General features: G+C 43.5%; 15 protein-coding genes. 8 read left to right on the forward strand and 7 right to left on the reverse strand.

Going from position 1 to position 18,059, the window contains the following annotated elements; all coding sequences use genetic code 11:
* Positions 1–632 precede the first annotated feature (632 nt).
* The gene (locus SporoP33_RS10600; RefSeq protein ID WP_081243672.1) at positions 633–821 is read right to left on the reverse strand and encodes a DUF6440 family protein; all 189 of its coding nucleotides are present in this window, start codon (positions 819–821) and stop codon (positions 633–635) included.
* A 210-nt stretch (positions 822–1,031) separates the two neighbouring features.
* On the opposite strand from SporoP33_RS10600, the gene SporoP33_RS10605 reads away from it, so the two are divergent.
* The 4 genes from SporoP33_RS10605 to SporoP33_RS10620 all read left to right on the forward strand — a co-directional run bounded on the left by SporoP33_RS10605 (position 1,032) and on the right by SporoP33_RS10620 (position 6,660).
* On the forward strand, positions 1,032–2,519 hold the full coding sequence (locus SporoP33_RS10605; protein ID WP_081243673.1) for an S-layer homology domain-containing protein: 1,488 nt from the start codon (positions 1,032–1,034) through the stop codon (positions 2,517–2,519).
* Positions 2,520–2,765: 246 nt separating this feature from the next.
* A complete protein-coding gene (locus SporoP33_RS10610; RefSeq protein WP_081243674.1) occupies positions 2,766–3,665 on the forward strand; it encodes an ABC transporter ATP-binding protein in 900 nt (299 codons plus the stop codon).
* 20 nt (positions 3,666–3,685) lie between these two features.
* On the forward strand, positions 3,686–5,245 hold the full coding sequence (locus tag SporoP33_RS10615; RefSeq protein WP_231293234.1) for an ABC transporter permease: 1,560 nt from the start codon (positions 3,686–3,688) through the stop codon (positions 5,243–5,245).
* A 161-nt stretch (positions 5,246–5,406) separates the two neighbouring features.
* The gene (locus SporoP33_RS10620) at positions 5,407–6,660 is read left to right on the forward strand and encodes an S-layer homology domain-containing protein (RefSeq protein WP_081243676.1); all 1,254 of its coding nucleotides are present in this window, start codon (positions 5,407–5,409) and stop codon (positions 6,658–6,660) included.
* Between the two features lie 122 nt (positions 6,661–6,782).
* Here the strand turns inward: SporoP33_RS10620 and SporoP33_RS10625 are convergent, their stop codons facing one another.
* From SporoP33_RS10625 to tatA, 5 genes are all read right to left on the reverse strand, one after another.
* Positions 6,783–8,033 carry an Nramp family divalent metal transporter gene (locus tag SporoP33_RS10625; protein ID WP_081243677.1) on the reverse strand — a complete coding sequence of 417 codons (1,251 nt, stop codon included), beginning with the start codon at positions 8,031–8,033 and terminating at the stop codon, positions 6,783–6,785.
* 51 nt (positions 8,034–8,084) lie between these two features.
* Entirely contained in the window at positions 8,085–8,720 is a 636-nt protein-coding gene (locus SporoP33_RS10630; protein WP_081243678.1) for a helix-turn-helix transcriptional regulator, read from the reverse strand.
* Positions 8,721–8,825: 105 nt separating this feature from the next.
* A complete protein-coding gene (locus SporoP33_RS10635; RefSeq protein ID WP_081243679.1) occupies positions 8,826–9,779 on the reverse strand; it encodes an agmatinase family protein in 954 nt (317 codons plus the stop codon).
* Between the two features lie 235 nt (positions 9,780–10,014).
* Entirely contained in the window at positions 10,015–10,899 is an 885-nt protein-coding gene (gene tatC / locus SporoP33_RS10640; RefSeq protein WP_081243680.1) for a twin-arginine translocase subunit TatC, read from the reverse strand.
* Positions 10,900–10,911: 12 nt separating this feature from the next.
* The gene (gene tatA, locus SporoP33_RS10645) at positions 10,912–11,136 is read right to left on the reverse strand and encodes a twin-arginine translocase TatA/TatE family subunit (protein ID WP_081243681.1); all 225 of its coding nucleotides are present in this window, start codon (positions 11,134–11,136) and stop codon (positions 10,912–10,914) included.
* Between the two features lie 487 nt (positions 11,137–11,623).
* Between tatA and SporoP33_RS10650 the strand changes: the two genes are divergently transcribed.
* Entirely contained in the window at positions 11,624–12,877 is a 1,254-nt protein-coding gene (locus SporoP33_RS10650) for an S-layer homology domain-containing protein (protein ID WP_196796770.1), read from the forward strand.
* Between the two features lie 123 nt (positions 12,878–13,000).
* Here SporoP33_RS10650 and SporoP33_RS10655 read toward each other — a convergent pair whose 3' ends face one another.
* The gene (locus SporoP33_RS10655; protein WP_081243683.1) at positions 13,001–13,432 is read right to left on the reverse strand and encodes a DUF1284 domain-containing protein; all 432 of its coding nucleotides are present in this window, start codon (positions 13,430–13,432) and stop codon (positions 13,001–13,003) included.
* A gap of 166 nt (positions 13,433–13,598) precedes the next feature.
* Here SporoP33_RS10655 and SporoP33_RS10660 point away from each other — a divergent pair, with 166 nt between their 5' ends.
* The 3 genes from SporoP33_RS10660 to SporoP33_RS10670 all read left to right on the forward strand — a co-directional run bounded on the left by SporoP33_RS10660 (position 13,599) and on the right by SporoP33_RS10670 (position 17,947).
* Positions 13,599–14,519, forward strand: coding sequence for a DMT family transporter (locus SporoP33_RS10660; protein ID WP_081243684.1), 921 nt, complete (start codon positions 13,599–13,601; stop codon positions 14,517–14,519).
* A gap of 120 nt (positions 14,520–14,639) precedes the next feature.
* Entirely contained in the window at positions 14,640–16,013 is a 1,374-nt protein-coding gene (locus SporoP33_RS10665) for an alkaline phosphatase (protein WP_369821927.1), read from the forward strand.
* Between the two features lie 353 nt (positions 16,014–16,366).
* Positions 16,367–17,947 carry a PucR family transcriptional regulator gene (locus SporoP33_RS10670; protein WP_081243685.1) on the forward strand — a complete coding sequence of 527 codons (1,581 nt, stop codon included), beginning with the start codon at positions 16,367–16,369 and terminating at the stop codon, positions 17,945–17,947.
* Positions 17,948–18,059 lie beyond the last annotated feature (112 nt).

Below are 18,059 nucleotides of genomic sequence, written 5' to 3' on the forward strand. Positions count from 1 at the left end.
TATAGGATTCAGGTGCACTGCGGGTAAACGATTACTTAGCAACCCTATTACTAACCCGAGCATATATATGCTTTTTCAATAGATCAAGGGTAATTGAATTACTCAGATAACTACAGACTTATTTGTGTGAAAAATATGGTATATGTCAGGGGAGCAAGAAGGATATCGTCTGTTTATTAAACATATTCGTTTACTATGTTTTATGTGAAAAAAAATAACCCGAATGGAAATATATCAGAACTGTTTGATTCACATTACCATACACATTATTAATCTAGTTGTCAACATCACATGCAAAGTAATTTAAGTCGCAATGACTCTGAGATTGACTCGTATTGTGCGGGGCAATCAAGTGATGAAATTAAAAAACGACGTAATTTATACCCGTATTGTCGGGCGGCAAGGAGAGAGTGCCAGTTCCTCAAACAAATTCCATAATTGAAAGAGTATCTGACTCCACATCCTGGCTCCTTACCGGTTTCCGACAAGTACTCCGTTTAGTTTGCAAGTAGTTCTGATAATTAGTTTGCCCATGTTAAACACTTGAAATTTTATTAGCGAATTCCTGATAATCAAGAAATCTCTTTGATCCATTAGTAAACCAGTTATTCAACTATTAAAACGCGCAAAGTTTACAGGCGGGTACGTACGTATTCCTCATCTACTAAAGGTTTTCCTTCCGCATCAACGAGTACTGTCATGCCGAGACCGTATCCTTGCGCCTGAGACAGATAAAGAACACCCGTCTCATTGTCGCGGATCACTTGGAATTGCTGCAGCTTCCCTTGTTTTTCGATGATTTCAAAACGTTTGGTATTCATGATAGCCCCCTCCTTTTTATTAGTATTACTATACGGTAAGTTGTTTGACAATTCAAAAGTGATTGAGCTAAAGTGCAGAAAGGTCGTGACGAAACAGCTCCATACCGCGAGTTTCACCGTCCGAAAAATAATTTCAAATAAACATGAAACTATTTTCCAAAGTCTGCGTCTGTACGGCACATTAGTAAACTATGGAAAGGACGAAGCGTAATGAAAAATAAAATACTGGCAGTGTTCGGCACAATTTTGCTGGCATTCAGTTTACCCTTAACAGGGGCGGCTGCAGACAATGCGAAATTTCCGGACGTACCGCCGGCGAAGCACTTCGCGGAAGCGGTTAATGAGCTGGCGGCACGTAATATAATTGGAGGGTATCCGGACGGCACGTTTCGGCCGAGCGCTTCTATTACGAGAGGGCAGGCGGCTGCAATTATCGTGAAGCTGACAAAACTGAATACAGCCAATGTAAAAGATCCGAAATTCAAGGATGTCACGACAGCAAACGGCTACTACAAAGCAATTGCTGCACTGGCAGATAAAGGGGTTATAAATGGCTATGGCGACGGACGTTTCGGACCGAATGACTCCATTACGCGTGCACAAATGGCTTCCATTATTATCAAAGCATTTGAATTGCCGCTGTATCGTGATCCTGATTACGGCTTTAAAGATGTAGTCTATAAAAACAGTCACAGGGACGGTATTTATAGTATGTATCAGCTCGGACTGACCACAGGAACATCTCCTGCTACGTTCAGTCCTAATGCCCCGATTACCAGAGGGCAGGCAGCGAAGCTACTTAAAGCCGCAGAAGATGTAAAGCCTGGGATTCGTACGTTGTATGCGAAGGACTATCAATGGAAGCGATTTGCGGATGTCAGCAAAACTAGCTCCGATGTAGTTGATATCGTGCCGGGAAGTGAAATGCCGAGCCAAATTAATCTGATGACAAAAATTCATATTGTGCCGAAAAAGGAAGGCACGGCCAGACTGACCTTCAGCACGTTCTCCGGTCAGGAATCCGGCCCTGACGATAAAGGTTATAGAAAATACTATGTGCATGTTAAAAAAGTGGATAATGAATGGGATCTATCATTAGAAGAGACAGCTGATATTTATTCAACACCTGCACAGCTGTGGATGCGCTATGAAATGAGAGAAGAGAACGAACCGCTAGTAAGTGCAGAATCTATTTCTCTTTCTACCGCGGAAGGTGAGTTATTGAATGATCATGTGGCATTTTCATCATGTGATGACGAGAGACTTCAATACTGCAGCATCATTCATCTGGACCAGCCGGGGGAATTTATTGCGACTGTTCATTATGAGGACGGTAAGGATTTCCGCTATTACATCACATCCACTGAATACGAAAATGCATTTTATTACGCGATTCATATGACGCCGATCAAGTCAGAGGAAACCGTGAAAGTATGGGAAGGCGCTTTGCTTGGCAAGCATGTGCTGCCAAAGGGGAGTGAACAGATTGCCGCGGTTACGAGAGATCCTGGAACGAATGTATTCCGCATCACACCGAAGAAACCCGGGGAGTTCTTTATCGAGTTTCCGAACAGTGAGGTAGCTCCTGGCGATCATATGATTTATTACGGCATAACGGTGAAGGTCAGTAAACTGGGGCCTTATCTGCATGTCAGTGCGGAAGTCAGCCATGAGGATGATATGATTTTTAATGAATGAATGACAGATAGTGAGAGAATGAATTCGATGAAGACGAACCTGATGCCGCCGCGCAATTCGGGTTCGTTTTTGCGCTGCTCCAGAGCTTGACAGAGCAATTCCATTCCGTCACCGCACTAATTAACGTCATCGCCGCACCAGCCCGCACTTCAAGCCATCCAGAAGAAAAAATATTCCATCCCCGCCGCCGTATGCTACACTGAAATTAACAACAGGCTCCGGCTCAAACTAAGGGAGGGCATGCAGATGAATGTGATTGAGATGAATCAGGTGACGAAGGAATTCGGCAAGCACCGTGCGCTGGATGGACTGGATTTGGCAGTGAAAAGTGGCGAAGTGTTCGGTTTTATAGGGCCGAATGGGGCGGGGAAGTCAACGGCGATTCGTACGTTGCTTGGTATGCTCCGCGCGACGAGCGGCACGTCGACAATTTTCGGTAAAGATGTTTGGCGAGATGCGGTGGAGATCCATCGCCGCATTGCGTATGTGCCGGGTGATGTGAATTTATGGCCGCAGCTGACGGGCGGCGAAGTAATTGATTTATTTGCAAGTCTGCAGGGGCGGGTGAATATACGCACACGTGATGAATTGCTTGCACGTTTTCAGCTGGATCCAACGAAAAAGTGCCGGACGTATTCGAAGGGGAATCGGCAAAAAGTTGCGTTGGTGGCGGCATTTGCCTCGGATGCAGAGCTGTTTTTGCTGGATGAACCGACGTCCGGACTGGATCCGTTAATGGAGAAAGTGTTTCAGCAATGTGTGGCGAAAGTGAAGGCAGAGGGGAAGACGGTGTTGCTGTCGAGTCATATTTTATCCGAAGTTGAAAAGCTGTGCGACCGCGTTGGCATCATTCGGCAAGGGCGTCTGATTGAATGCGGCACATTGAATGAACTGCGGCATTTGACGCGTATGCAGCTGACGGTGGAGACAAGAATTCCAATCGGGTCGCTGACTTCGTGGAATGGTGTCCATGACGCAGTGCCGACGGAAATGGGCTGGATATTTCATGCGGATATAGAAGAGATGGAAAACATCATGCGCAAGCTGAGTGAGCACGGAATACAAAGAATAGAAAGTGCACCGCCTACGCTGGAAGATCTGTTCATGCGGCATTATGAGGAAACAGCAGAAAGCAGGGAATTATGATGAAGGGGCGGCTTTCTGGAGTGTCCTATCTCTCACGGTTCATCGTTCGGCAGGACCGGATGCGCTATCTGTGGTGGCTCGCGGGAATTGTCATCATGACGCTGATTGTACCGCCGGCTCTGAATGAACTCTATCCTTCTCAGCATGACCGGGATCTGATGGCAGAAACGATGAAAAACCCTGTGATGACGGCAATGGTGGGTCCTGGTGATCTCGCAAATTATACACTTGGCGCCATGGTGTCGCACCAAATGCTTCTGATGACCGCCATTGCGGCAGCTATCATGAATATTCTATTGACGGTGCGCCATACGCGGTCGGAGGAAGAGGATGGGCAGGCAGAATTACTGCGTTCGTTGCCGATTGCGCGCCATTCGCAGCTGACCGCTTCGATGCTGGTTCTGTTCGGTGTCAATCTGCTGCTCAGTGTGCTGATTGGTGCAGGTCTGTACAGTCTTTCATTCGACAGTATGGATTTGCCGGGTTCACTTGTTTATGGTGCATCGCTTGGAGCTGTCGGCTTGTTTTTTGCAGGATTTACAGCAGTTTGCGCACAGCTTTCGGACAGCTCGCGGGGGGCAGTCGGACTGGCGTTCACGGGGATGATCGGCTGTTATTTATTGCGGTCAGGCTCCGAATGGATTCCGCCGTTTGGCTGGCTCGCACAAGTTCAGCCATACAGCGATAATAATTGGCTGCCAGTTTGGGGGCTGCTTGCCGCGAGTGTATTGCTGTTTATGCTCGCTGTAATTTTACAGGGGAGACGCGATATGGGATCGGGACTTCTTCCGTCACGAAGCGGCCGTGCGCACGCATCGATTCTGCTGCGTCATCCGATAGGGCTTGCGTGGATATTGCAGAGAACAGCATTCATTTCCTGGTCGATCGGAATGCTCGTTCTTGGGCTGTCTTACGGTTCCGTCCTCGGAGACTTAGATATGTTTTTCAAAGACAATGACATGCTGGCATCGATGATCGTGGCGGATGAAAACAGTTCGTTGACAGCGCAATTCTTGCCGATGCTGATGGCCGTCTTGGCATTCATCAGTACGATTCCCGCGCTGCTTGCCATCCACAAAATAGCGGGGGAAGAACGGAAATTGCGGCTGGATCACTTACTCGGACGTGCTGTTTCAAGAAAGAGGTTACTAGTTTCTTATATAGTGCTTGCGCTGTTTACTGGATTTGTGATGCTGAATCTTTCTGCGCTTGGTTTATGGCTTGCTGGCACCGCTTCGATGGAAGATCCGTTCATGTTCCAAACCGTGTGGCAGGCCAGCATCGTTCACTTTCCTGCGATCACCGTGATGATTGGAATCAGTGCCGCTTTAATTGGTGTTGCCAAAAAAGCAACGGGATTTGTCTGGCTCTATCTTTTCTATGGTTTCCTGACGCTTTATTTAGGCGGCTTGTTTCAGTTTCCTGAATGGATGGAAAAACTGTCGCCGTTCGGTTTCGTGGCCAAATTGCCTATTGAGGATATGAACTGGCTGTATGCCGGGGGATCACTTACAGTTACAATGATTTTACTTATTTTTGGAATCAATCGCTACACGCGCCGCGATATACAGGATTCCTAAGTTAGGTGACTTCCGCCAATGGAAGCTATACCGGACGAAATAGAGAGAATGTACATGGTATTCCAGAATGTTCTAAATATGTATATACTACTATTCGGATTATTGGTAATATAATAGTAGCTGGTACTAACTGGCGGATTATTTAACAGAGGAGTGGGAATATGAAGGGAATGTTCAAGGTTCTGATTTGGACTGCGCTGCTGCTGGCTTTATCGTTTATTTACGCAGGTTCCAACGAAGCATCAGCAAAAGAGTTCACGGATGTCCCGAAGAAGCATCCGAACTATGCTGCAATTCAGGAAATGCAAAAAGCGGGCTTCATCAACGGCTATCCTGACGGGAAGTTCCGTCCGAATGAGCCGGTAAGCCGTAAGCACGTGGCGAAATTATTGGATAATGCTTTGAAATTTCCACAGCCAGCAAAGGACAAATACGTCTTTGCAGATGTGCCGAAGAATCATGCATATTATAGGCCGATTATGAAGCTGTATAATGAAGGAATTATAAGTGGCGGAACAAATGGGAAGTTCAACCCGGATGCTTCATTAACTCGCATTCAAATGGCGAAAATACTGGATTTGGCGTTTGATTTGAAAATTGACGAACGACAAGGTTCTTTTAATGATATGTACATGTTTCATTGGGGATATGTTCATGCCATGGCGCTGTATTCAACAGGTGTGTCAAAAGGGGACAAAGGTAACTATCTTCCGAATAAACCGGTTACAAGAGCACACTATGCAGAATTTCTATCCCGTGCTATGAAAGTGAAGAAAGAGGACCCGAATGCAGCCGCCGTCAGCAAAGCGAAAGCAGTGGACCTATCCATTCGCCTGCCGCTTATCTTGGAAGGTACACGAATCCAGGGGAAGGTTGAAAAGAAAACGTACAGTCAGATCCGTTCTAAAATATTGCCGTATGCCACAGTCAGATTTACAGATGGTTTGCTGAAATCTGATTATCCTTATGTATGTACGGAATGTGATTCATTCTTGTTCCCTTACATTACAATGGAGCTTTCCATGCGCTTTGATTACAGTCAGCCGGACCCGAATACATTAAAAGTCCGGACGATACTGCTGAATTCACCTGGACCGATGTCGGGCGGAGGGTTTGTTGATTTCATGTTCAAGAAAGAAAGCGGAACATGGAAGATGCATGATTACACTTATACCCAAATTGGGAAAAAGAACTTTGAACTTACACAGCAAGAAGCGGAACAAATTGTGAAGTACAATTACTCATTTAATTCATCAACTCCTGTAAAAGTCACGTTTGTATCCAAATCACGCTTGACCGATAAAGATCCTGTCACAAAGGAATCGTATCCGTTTGATCAATACAAGTTTACCGTGCAGTACAGCAATGGCCGTGAAACGGTATCCGTGAATTCAAATGACGGATGGATGGAATAATATAACTCACTGAAGTATGGCTATGCTGTAATGAAATAATTGCGCGAACGTATTTCCGCATTAAAAAGGCTGACCGGAAAGTCATTGAATGACTTTCTGGACAGCCTCTTCTACAATCACTCTTACAAATATACTTGAACTGCATCAACTAAACTATATCCTCCAAGGAAAATCGCAATCAAGATGACGATAGCCCCAATGATATTGAGTAAAGCTGAGTTGCGCTGATCTCCGATTAATTGCTTGTTATTCATAATTACAAACAAGTATACCGCAACAATTGGAAGCAAAATACCATTCAGCGCTTGTGCCGCAAGCAATACATCGAGTGGACTGAAACCAATTGCGGATGTGATAATACCAATGATTATAACACCAGAGAATATCATTTTGAATTTTTTATTCTTCATTCCGCCTTCCCACTTCATCACACTGCTGATTGCGACTGCTGCACCAAGCGGACTCGCGATAGCAGATGAGAAACCTGCAGCAAAAATTCCGATCGCAATAAATACTTTCGCCCATGAACCGAATAAAGGTTCTAATTGGACGGAAAGATCAGCCACGCTCGTCACTTCCATGCCCATCATCGTAGAAGCTGCTGTGATCAATACTGCAGCGGTTATTAATCCGCCGATACAAATCGAGATGATGGTATCCCATCTTGCTTCCTTCAAGTCACTGACCTGGGTCCAGCGCTCCTGCACCATAGATGAGTGGATGAAGAAGTTATACGGGACGACTGTCGTTCCGACCAATGCAATAATCATAATGATCGAACCGTTCGGCATGCTTGGGATAAATGCCCCTGCAAACACCGCGCCAATATCAGGTTTTACGACAATCATTGTCGTAATGAACGTCACGCTCATGACGATCACGAGAAAAATCATTAACTTTTCGATTAGTTTATAACTTCCTGATAATCCCAAGAATAGAATCGCTATGCCGATGAAAGGGCTTACAATATGTGCTGGAATATTCGTCAATGTAGAGATGCCAAGGGAGGTTCCCATCAAATCACCTGAAATATACGCAGCACAGCCAACACCAATAGATATAATGATGAGCCATATAGAAGCAAATTTCAGTAAAGGCTGCTTGAATTGGTCGTGTATCGCTTCGCCCAATCCTTTTTTTGAAACGACACCAAGCCGTGCAGACATTTCCTGAAGAACGATTGTCGCGATAATAGAGAATACCACTGCCCATAGAATGGCATAACCAAATCCAGCACCTGCACGAGTGGCGGTGGTGACAGTTCCCGGACCTATGAATGAAGCAGTAATAATGGCTCCTGGCCCCATCGATTTCACCTTTGAAAGTAACCCTTTTTTCTTAACTTGCTGTGTAGCGGGTACGTTAGCAACCATCTTCTTTTCCTCCCCTAATTGTTCCCACTTAATAGGCGAGGAAAAGAAAGGTCACTTTTCCTCGAGTGAGTTATAAATAGTTTGTTTGGATACACCTACTAAATCCGCAATCCGGTCGGCGGCCCCTTGAATCAAAAAGATTCCTTTACTTTCTAGCCTTCGTACAAAAGTAATACGGTCTTTACGTTTCAAGTTTTCCACATCGATTCCAAGCTCCACGATGGTGCTTTTCGTGATGTTATCGAACACCTCATCGATATGAGTTGCATATGTCTCATCGAAATGCTGCCCATCATAGCTTGTATCAGGACGGATCATTTCCTCAAGCACCTGCTGCAGACGATTGATTTCCGTGATATCCAAATTGATGCCAAGGAAACCAATCACTTTGCCGTCCATATCTCTAATGAATACAATGGAAGTCTTAATAATCTTTCCACGCGTCGTATTCGTGATAATACCATTCAGATCTTTAATATCCTCATTCTTCTTTTTCAATTCCTTCAAAATGACTTCTGTAGTAGGGGCGCCAACGGATCTGCCCGTTACATCACCTTTTAAATAAATTAAAGAGGATTCTACTTTCGTCACATCATGAATTACCACTTCACAATTCACATTGAACACGCTATATATGGCATCAGCCATTCGCATATAAGAATCGAAAATCAATTGGTTTGGATTCATATCTTTTTAACACTCCTCAGATTACATACTCTTTCTTATTTTCCTATACAAAGAAGGAAAAATCGACTGTTTTCGATCGAAAGATTTAGCAGTCTAAGCAGTAGATTATTTTTCTTCTTTTTGCTGATTGTGAAGGATATTTCCTGCTAGTGCATATAGGATCAAAGTTGAAGCAAAATGAGCAGAAAATTGATTAGGATCTTGTTGCGGATAGATTTCCACGAAATCCATGCCAACTACGCCTAGTTTACAAATTTCATGAACCAATGTAAGTAATTCATAAGATGTCAAGCCGTTGCCATCTACCGGACCACCTGGATTAAATGCGAAGTCCAAAACATCACTGCAAATCGTCAAGTAAACGCAATCCACGTCTTTTGAAGCTTGTGCATAGATTTCTTTAGCCATCTCTTTTAAATCTTTATGGCCACGGATTTCGTTGATCGTAATAGTTACTGCACCAGCGGCTTTCGCATTGCGTCCGCTTTCAGGTTTATTGCGGGGACCGTGGATACCTGTATGAATAATACTTTCGTTTCGTACGCCTTCTTGTTCATACAAACGAGCGAATGGACTGCACCGAGCGAACTGGTCACCGTTGTGAGACGGAAGATTATCATAGTGAGCGTCCATATGAATAATTCCAACCTTTTTATCCTGCTCTGCAATCGCTTTCACGATAGGGTACGTTATACCATGATCACCGCCCAGGCCGATAACAAACTTTCCTGATTTCCATAACTCCGATGTGAAATCGGTAATTCGCTTCATCGTTTCGTCTACATCTGCAGGCACGATGTCAATATCACCCATATCGCCTAGTGTAATGTGTTCGAAAATATCCATGTCGTCGATTTCAGGAAGGTAGCCTGAGTAGCGTGCAGAACATAAGCGCATCACTTTTGGCCCGAGTTCGCAGCCTGTGTAATCGCCCCACGTTACTGCGCCTTCCCAAGGAACTCCGTATACAATTACGTCTACATCCGAAATGTCTTTTGTTGCTGATATATTTTTAGCCCCTAACATACATGGGGTATTGCCGTAGATCATTTCTGTCATAATGAGTACCACCTTTAATTTTTTTAAAGAACTTTTACTAATAGTAAAACATGTTTTACTAATTGTCAAATAGTTTTAAAAATATTAAATTTCAAAAGGTGGATAGTATAGTTTTAAGAAAGCAGGGAGAAGTATAAGGGGATAAACGAATTTTTGAGCGAGTGCATTATTAACTATATTTTCACATGTAAAAAAAGCGCTCCACTGATGAAAACCAGTGGAACGCTTTTAGTCGTTAAGCTGAAGCCTCCGAAGTCAGGCGGTTTTCCGTCCGCGTGACAATGAAAATACTTGCTTCGTACAATGCAATCATCGGAATAAGAATAATGAGCTGACTCAGGAAATCGGGAGGGGTGATCAGCGCGGATACTACCGCCAGTGTTACGTACGACCACTTCCTCACTTTCTTTAGCGTTTCTGATGTCAAAATGCCAATAGCCGATAAGAATAATGCCACAACCGGCAGCTCAAACAGCAAGCCGATCGGCATCGTCGTCATCAGTAAGAAACGGGCATATTCTTTCGCCGTAATCATGACTTCAAAATTCATTTTGCCTAGCTTCACTAAAAAGTTATAGCTTAATGGGTTGACTACATAATAGCCAAACGCCAGTCCGCCGACAAAAAGGATTAAAATTGCAGGGGAGTAGAGGCTCAGGAAGCGGCTCTCTTTCTGCGTCAGTCCGGGTTTTACGAATTGCCAGAGGAAATGGCAGACGAACGGGACGGATAATCCGAATGCCATCGCTGCGGAAATCGTCGTATAAAATGAAATGACTTCAATTGGGCTGAGCACTATCAATTTATAGCCGCGTGTAATGTACGGGAACCACAGATTGATCGTACTGAAAGTGCCGATGAAGAAAATCAGAAAGACGACGATGCTTTTAATGAGCTGCTTCCGCAAGTCTGTCAAGTGTTCGACCAGAGCAGGATCTACGTCTGACTCCTCGTCGCTTGGTTTTTCCGGCGGTATTCTTGGCTCGTCCGGTTGCGGATCGGGCTTCAGCTGTTCAGTGGAGGAAGTCTCCGCAGAGTGATCGTGCGGCGCAGCTTCTTCCATGGCTTTGTTGTCTGCCGGATTTGAATTTTTACGGTTCTGATCACTATACGGTTCCATCTTCTCACCTACTTATTTAGTATCTTTTCGTTCCAATTCATTCGTTTTGGCAGAAGTGACAGTTGTTTTATCTTTCTCATCCTCGTCATCCATAATATCTTTTGCGGATTTTTTGAATTCCGCTAATGTTTTTCCGACAGCAGAGCCGACTTCCGGCAATTTACGCGGCCCGAAGAGAATTAAGATAATCACAAGGATGATAATAAGTCCAGGTACTCCGATTGCTGCTAAGTTCATTGTACATCCATCCTTTCAGTTTTGATTGGACGGGAGACCCGCCGTGTATACACTTTTTCTGTATTCTGTCTGCAAAACGGTGCACAAGTGCGCCAGTTACAGCAGACGGAATATATTCCCTATTATGATTGAAGTTTACTGCGCCTACAAACATTTCGTTCTCCATGGCCCAAAGTACCAAGTGTTCATCCGCGATATCCATATGTCGACCAATCGTATATATCGTTTTCATTACTTCAAACGGACATACTGGAATTGCCGATAGCTGTATAATGGTCTTATGCTATCAAACGAATATCTATTGGTCAAATAGCTTGCGGCAAAAAAAGTATATTTATTCAACACTGCGGCAGCTTGTCTAATAAAGCGGCAAAATAAATATTTTGATTATTTGGAATATAATTATATACGAATCAAACAGAACTTGGTAGAATAAAGATAACCAGTAACGTACAGCCGACAAAATACTATTAGAGGAGGAAAGATGATGAAACAGCCCCGTCGGATTTTCGTTTGGACCGTATTACTCGTCATGTTTTCATTTGTAAGTATAGGTTCCACGCAGGCAGCGGCAAAAGAATTTAAGGATGTGCCGAAGAACCACCCGAACTATGAAGCGATTCAGTATCTGCAGGAAAAGGGCTTCATAGGGGGGTACCCTGACGGCACGTTCCGACCGCAAGAAAACATTTCACGCAAGCACGTGGCCAAGTTACTGGACCAAGCTTTGAAGTTGCCACAGTCAAGTACTGCTGTAGTGTACAAAGACGTTCCGAAGACGCATCCGTATTATGGACCGATTATGAAATTAACGGCAGCTGGCATATTCAGCGGCGGCACGGATGGATACTTTAATCCCGAAGCACCGATTACGCGGATTCAAATGGCGAAAGTACTGGATATCGCATTTGATTTGTATATGACGAAACAAAATTCATTTTATGATGTGTATATTGAGCATTGGGGCTATACACATGCCAATGCATTAAAAGCTAGTGGAGTTGCGAGTGGTTATCCTGACGGCGAATTTAGGCCGAATGACCCCGTCACGCGCGCGCACTATTCACAGTTCTTATACGCAGCCATCAAGGTGAAGGAAGCTCGTCCGGCGACAGACAAAGTAACAAAAGGTAAAGCGTGGGATCTCGTCAATCGCAGAACGTTTGAACTTGAGAAGACTATGCGTGATGCGCGGATGAATCAGTGGGAATATACAGATATAGAGTCTGCTCTGCGAATGAGTGCGACAAAAGCGTTTGTAGATGGCGGTCTGAAAGGTTACTACAATCCTGCGTGTGTGGATTGCTATATGAACGTCTTGCCGTATATTAATAATGAGCCTTTGGTACGCTTTGAGTTTACACAGCCAGATTCCAGCACACTGAATGTAAACACAGTAGAATTCCAAAATGGCTATTCGGTTGGCGGATTTGTAGCTTACCAATTTAAAAAGCAAGATAAGAAGTGGAAGATGAATTCGTTAACGTATACGAAGGTTGGTACGAAGAACTTCCAGCTGACAATCAATGAAGCCAAAAAAGTATTAGAAGCCGAGTTTATAACCTATGGACATAAAAATATTGTGGCAAAATATGTTACAACAACTCAGCAAGTTGAATTGGATCCGGTGACAGATGCGAAGTATACATTTGACCAGTATACGTTCAATCTGGATTCAGATTATGGACGCTTCAAAGTGAAATTCAATTCCTCAGATGGCTACACCTCATTTGTGAATTAACTAAAGAAACGTGCACGCCATCGAGGCGGATGGATTGCACGTTTTTTGTATGAATTTATATTGTACGGTGACTTCGGTTTTGGAATGGAGGCCACTGAAAGATAAATCTGCCAATGGACTACTTTAATCCGTTCCGCTCGGCAATACTTTTCTCAGACCGTTAGATTCTATAACACCTTCTACTCCTTCTTCGCAAAACCCATACGAACGCCAAGAACACGTCTCACACACTACCGCGATATCCCCTGGCACTACATTCAGCCGAATTCTTCTCTCGACCTCACGCCAAGGCAGCACGTCGCTGACCTTCAATCCAAGTCTGCGTAAAATTTCCGAATCCCTCACGTAAATCCCATCATCCTCGCAATGGTACGGCTGCCCTTCAGGAAACTTCGCACATAAATAATCGGGGCCTTTTATGATCTGAATCATCGTATCCGGCCGCTCCCGTAACACATCGTGGATCTTCGTCATATTTTCCGCGTATTCCTCTGAATAGCCCATCCCCCGGTATCCGAGAAGGCAAAAGATGTGATGCCCGCGTAATTTGATCATAAACACCCGCCCTTTCTAAACTGCACATTAGTTAACTGAATTTATTATTCAGTATACACATAATGACGTGCATGAGGGAAGTGCGAGCTTGGCGGCATTGACTTTATGTATGTACCTTCTATAATTAGCCCAATACAGAAATATTCTGTGGGAAGGCTTGTGAAGAATGAAAGATATAAAAGTAATTATTACATTAGTACTCGTCATGTTCACATGGGGAGTTAACGTATCAGCACTCAAATATCTCGTGACCTATTTTGATCCGATCACTATGACGTCGCTGCGGATTATGTCGGCCGCGTCTTTAGTATTTCTTATTTTATTTTTTCTTAACAAGGTCCGCTTGCCAAAGAACAGGGAGTGGCTGTATATCATCGGGGGTGCCGCGACCAACGTAGTGATGCATCATTACTTTCTAGCAGAAGGACTCTCCAGAACGAGTGCTGCCAACGGAGGATTAATTTTAGGGCTTGGGCCGTTATTGACAGCGACTCTGGCTGTGTTCATTTTGAAAGAAAAGATCACCGGCATACGCACTTTAGGCTTTCTGTTTGGCGGTATAGGGGTAAGTATTGTAGTGCTTGGGGGCAGTGGAACAGTAGGCAAACCCTCATTCGGAGATTTAGAAATCTTCTTATCCATCTTGTCCCAGGCCGTTAGTTTTATGCTGATTAAAAAAGCTTCCAGAACAATGGATGCGAGGCTGCTGACAGGATACATGATGCTGGCCGGTTCCATCATTTTAGTCGTAATCGCACGCATCAAGGAACCGGGCGGCTTTGCTGAACTAAGTGAAGGAACAGCTGCTGTCTGGGGAGTATTCATGTTCTCGGCCCTGATTGCGACTGCCGTTGGTCACATGGCATATAATTCAGCTATTCAAACAATTGGTGCAGCGCGCGCTTCCATCTTTTTAAATTTCAATACATTTTTCGCATTAATAGGCGCAAGTATATTTTTAGGAGAGTCCATTTATCCTGCACATTTTATCGGTTTAATATTTATTGTGGCAGGGGTCATCTGTGGCTCAGGGTCTCTGGAAATGTTTATTAGGAGCCGGAATAAACACGTACCGCCTGTCAGATAGTCAGTAGATTGTGATCGTTTGAAAAAACTCTTTCGTTACAAAATATTTACATAGCCTTCTCAGGGTATTAATAATCTTCCTGTAGAGTTGAAGTTGATTACAAATACAGGAGGTTGTTTATTGTTGAATAAGATGAGTAAGAGAATTGTGCCTGTAGTAGCGCTATCAGCTGTTTTAATTGGCGGAGCAATCTGGACTGGGAATAATTCAGCGAGTTCAGCTGGTGAAGTGAAAAAGGAAGACACTTCAGAGATCAAGAACATCATATTCTTGATTGGAGATGGTATGGGGAGTTCCTATACATCAGCTTATCGTTATTTCAAAGATGATCCGACTACCCCTGAGATAGAGTTAACAGAGTTCGATAAATATTTGGTTGGGCAACAAATGACGTATCCTGATGATGACGATGAATCGATTACAGATTCAGCGTCTGCGGCAACGGCCATGTCGTCAGGTGTCAAAACATACAATAACGCAATTGCAGTAGATAAAAAGAAAGAGCGCGTGGAAACCGTCCTGGAAGCTGCAAAAGCAGCTGGAAAATCGACTGGCCTCGTCGCTACTTCTGAAATCACACATGCTACGCCTGCAGCTTACGGTGCTCATAATGAAAGCAGAAAGAATATGGATGAGATTGCCGATGATTATTATAACGAACGCATCAATGGGGAGCATACAATCGATGTCCTTCTAGGCGGCGGAAAAAAACACTTTGTCAGGAAAGACATGGACCTGGCGTATTTATTTGAACTGCACGGATACGGCTATGCCACTACAAAAAAAGAATTATTGGAGAATAAGAACGACAAATTACTTGGATTGTTCGCGGATGGCGGTATGGAAAAAATGATTGACCGTTCGCCAGAAACACCATCACTGGAAGAAATGACAGAAGTTGCGATTGAGAAATTGAAGAAAAATGATGAGGGGTTTTTCCTTATGGTGGAAGGCAGCCAAATCGACTGGGCAGGACATGATAATGATATTGTCGGTGCGATGAGTGAAATGGAAGACTTCGAAAAAGCATTCAAAACAGCCCTCGAATTTGCGGCGCAAGACGAACACACATTAGTTATTGCTACTGCGGATCATTCAACTGGAGGATTATCCATAGGAGCGGCTGGCGTATATAATTGGTCAGTGGATGCTGTCAAGGCAGTGAACCGTACGCCGGCCTTCATATCGCAACAAATCGCAAACGGTGCCGATGCAGAAGAGGCATTAGTACGCTACACCGATCAAGAAAGTTTGCCATTGGAACAGAAAGAAATTGAAGCAGTCAAGGCAGCAGGGACAGAGGCAAGTGAAATTGAAACAGCTATCAAACAAATCATCGACAAACGTTCCCATACTGGCTGGACAACCGGCGGACATACAGGTGAAGACGTACCTGTTTATGCTTATGGACCATCCAAAGAGCGCTTTACGAGCTTGTTAGATAATACGGATCATGCGAACATTATATTTGAAATTCTTGCGGGCAAGAAGTAAGCCGATGTACTGAAAGGTGAATGAAAAAGATGCTGGAACATGAACAGAAAATCTGCTGTGACCAACCATGATCACCAAATTAACACCGCGTAAACCAGAGTTCGTGCAACCTGGTTTTGCGCGGCTTTTCTATTTGATGGAGTGTAGTCCCAACCTTATACTTGTGCTCGCTGTTGACCGACATACAATATAGTTGAAGTGAATATGAAAGGCAGAAGCAGTGGAAAAGCGGTGTAAACATGTTATGGAATTTATTGTTAGATAAAGAATAATAAATATTAAAAACGCTAACTCTCTTCCTAAGCGTATAATACACAGTATATTGTATACTATTAACTTAGGGGGGATTACAGATGAATATTCAAGACGCATTAGCGATTGGTGACTTGACGAAAAGTAAGGTTGTTGCTGGATCTACTGGTATGACACGTACAATCACCTCTATCGAAGTAATGGAAGTTCCTGAAGTAGTCAGCTGGGTTACACCCGGGATATTAGTAATGACAGCGTTTTATTCCATTAAGAATGATAAGGACAAGCAAATTGAAATCGTTCAGACGTTAATTGAAAAAAATGCGGCAGGTATTGTCATCAAACTTGGCCGATTCGTAGATGCATTGCCTGAGAAAATGCTGGCAATTGCGGATGAAGCGGACTTCCCCATTATAGTCATACCGAAAAATGTTTCCTATATCAATGTGCTTGCTCCCTTATATGAGCAGTTATACAAAGAGAAGCGGTTAAAGGAAAACTCCTACCAGCCGCTAATAGATTTTGAATCTAAATCGTTCGCCTCTCTTTCAATAGCAATGGAAGAATTGAGTGAAATTATCGGAGGGCCATTATATATAGAAGATAAAAAAGGCTCGCTGCTTTATTGTACGGAAAAATTTCTGCCGAATGGCTGGCGGGATTCCAGTTCCTTATTCTCTAGACCGATTCATGAGGACTATGTAAAGCTTACCGGGGAATGGAAGAGTTCCCTGATACAAACCGGGGGAACTTCGCTGAAAATTGACGGTTTTCGGAAGATCCTTATCATGCCGTTACTGTCTAACAAACACGTCTTTGGAATGCTTCATATCCCGTATACAGAAAAATTGGAAGCAGGCAACAGCCCAATTGAAAACCTGAAAGAAACTGCTGAAAAGATAGAAGAATTATTTATGAACGAACAGCTTTATTTGCAAAACAAGCGAATTGAACATCTTAAACGTCTGGAGCAATTTAACCAAGTGGATGAGGAAGGCCTTCAGTTAACGGAATACTTTGTTATTCGCTTCCATACCGGCTGGTTTGAAAAACATGATACATTGACACATTATCTGATTGATCATTCAAATATAGTATTAAAAGAGCTTCTGCTCATGATGGAAGACATTCCGGACTGCACTTTTACATTGTTTGAAAAGCATGGTTACTTCTATGCATTGCTGGAATGTGAAAAAAACAAGGATATGTCTGTTATGCAATCACTCAAAACAATGGCTACAGAAAGCGCCCATTCACTGACAATCGCAGTGGCTCCAATTGAAAGAGACAGTCGCTTGCTGACGGACAGTATCCGGTTGGCGGATAAAACTATGGAAATCGGACGCCTTATTAGAAAAGAAGAGAATTTCTATACCTATGATCAATTGGGCATTTATGAGATTCTTATCAACTTAACGTCACAAAGTGCGGTGAAAAATTATACAGAGGGCATTTTAGAGCCGTTGTCTGCAAATCAAAATAAAGAGTTACTTCACACGCTGGAAATCTATTTGAATGAGAATGGAAATGTGACAAAGGCATCGGAAAAATTATTCATTCACAGAAGAACACTGACATTCCGGCTGCAAAAAATACAAGAACTGCTGCAAATGAATATTGATGACGCGGAAAATCGCTTCATTTTGAACTTTTGCTTGCGAATAAAATCTGTAGATCAGTAGACGTCTCTGAACGTCTATTTTTTTATTGTGTAAATTATGTGCAATGCAGTTGACTGAATATTGCACACTACTAACATTACATTGAATAGTCAAACTATTTATAATCAATTCA

Source organism: Sporosarcina sp. P33 (assembly GCF_002077155.1).
Classification (GTDB): Bacteria; Bacillota; Bacilli; order Bacillales_A; family Planococcaceae; genus Sporosarcina.

Bases quoted from the DNA above. Each gene is read 5' to 3' on its own strand.
- SporoP33_RS10600 (WP_081243672.1), bottom strand. From the start codon at position 821: ATGAATACCAAACGTTTTGAAATCATCGAAAAACAAGGGAAGCTGCAG.
- SporoP33_RS10605 (WP_081243673.1), top strand. From the start codon at position 1,032: ATGAAAAATAAAATACTGGCAGTGTTCGGCACAATTTTGCTGGCATTC.
- SporoP33_RS10610 (WP_081243674.1), top strand. From the start codon at position 2,766: ATGAATGTGATTGAGATGAATCAGGTGACGAAGGAATTCGGCAAGCAC.
- SporoP33_RS10620 (WP_081243676.1), top strand. From the start codon at position 5,407: ATGAAGGGAATGTTCAAGGTTCTGATTTGGACTGCGCTGCTGCTGGCT.
- SporoP33_RS10625 (WP_081243677.1), bottom strand. From the start codon at position 8,033: ATGGTTGCTAACGTACCCGCTACACAGCAAGTTAAGAAAAAAGGGTTA.
- SporoP33_RS10630 (WP_081243678.1), bottom strand. From the start codon at position 8,720: ATGAATCCAAACCAATTGATTTTCGATTCTTATATGCGAATGGCTGAT.
- SporoP33_RS10635 (WP_081243679.1), bottom strand. From the start codon at position 9,779: ATGACAGAAATGATCTACGGCAATACCCCATGTATGTTAGGGGCTAAA.
- tatC (WP_081243680.1), bottom strand. From the start codon at position 10,899: ATGGAACCGTATAGTGATCAGAACCGTAAAAATTCAAATCCGGCAGAC.
- tatA (WP_081243681.1), bottom strand. From the start codon at position 11,136: ATGAACTTAGCAGCAATCGGAGTACCTGGACTTATTATCATCCTTGTG.
- SporoP33_RS10650 (WP_196796770.1), top strand. From the start codon at position 11,624: ATGAAACAGCCCCGTCGGATTTTCGTTTGGACCGTATTACTCGTCATG.
- SporoP33_RS10655 (WP_081243683.1), bottom strand. From the start codon at position 13,432: ATGATCAAATTACGCGGGCATCACATCTTTTGCCTTCTCGGATACCGG.
- SporoP33_RS10660 (WP_081243684.1), top strand. From the start codon at position 13,599: ATGAAAGATATAAAAGTAATTATTACATTAGTACTCGTCATGTTCACA.
- SporoP33_RS10670 (WP_081243685.1), top strand. From the start codon at position 16,367: ATGAATATTCAAGACGCATTAGCGATTGGTGACTTGACGAAAAGTAAG.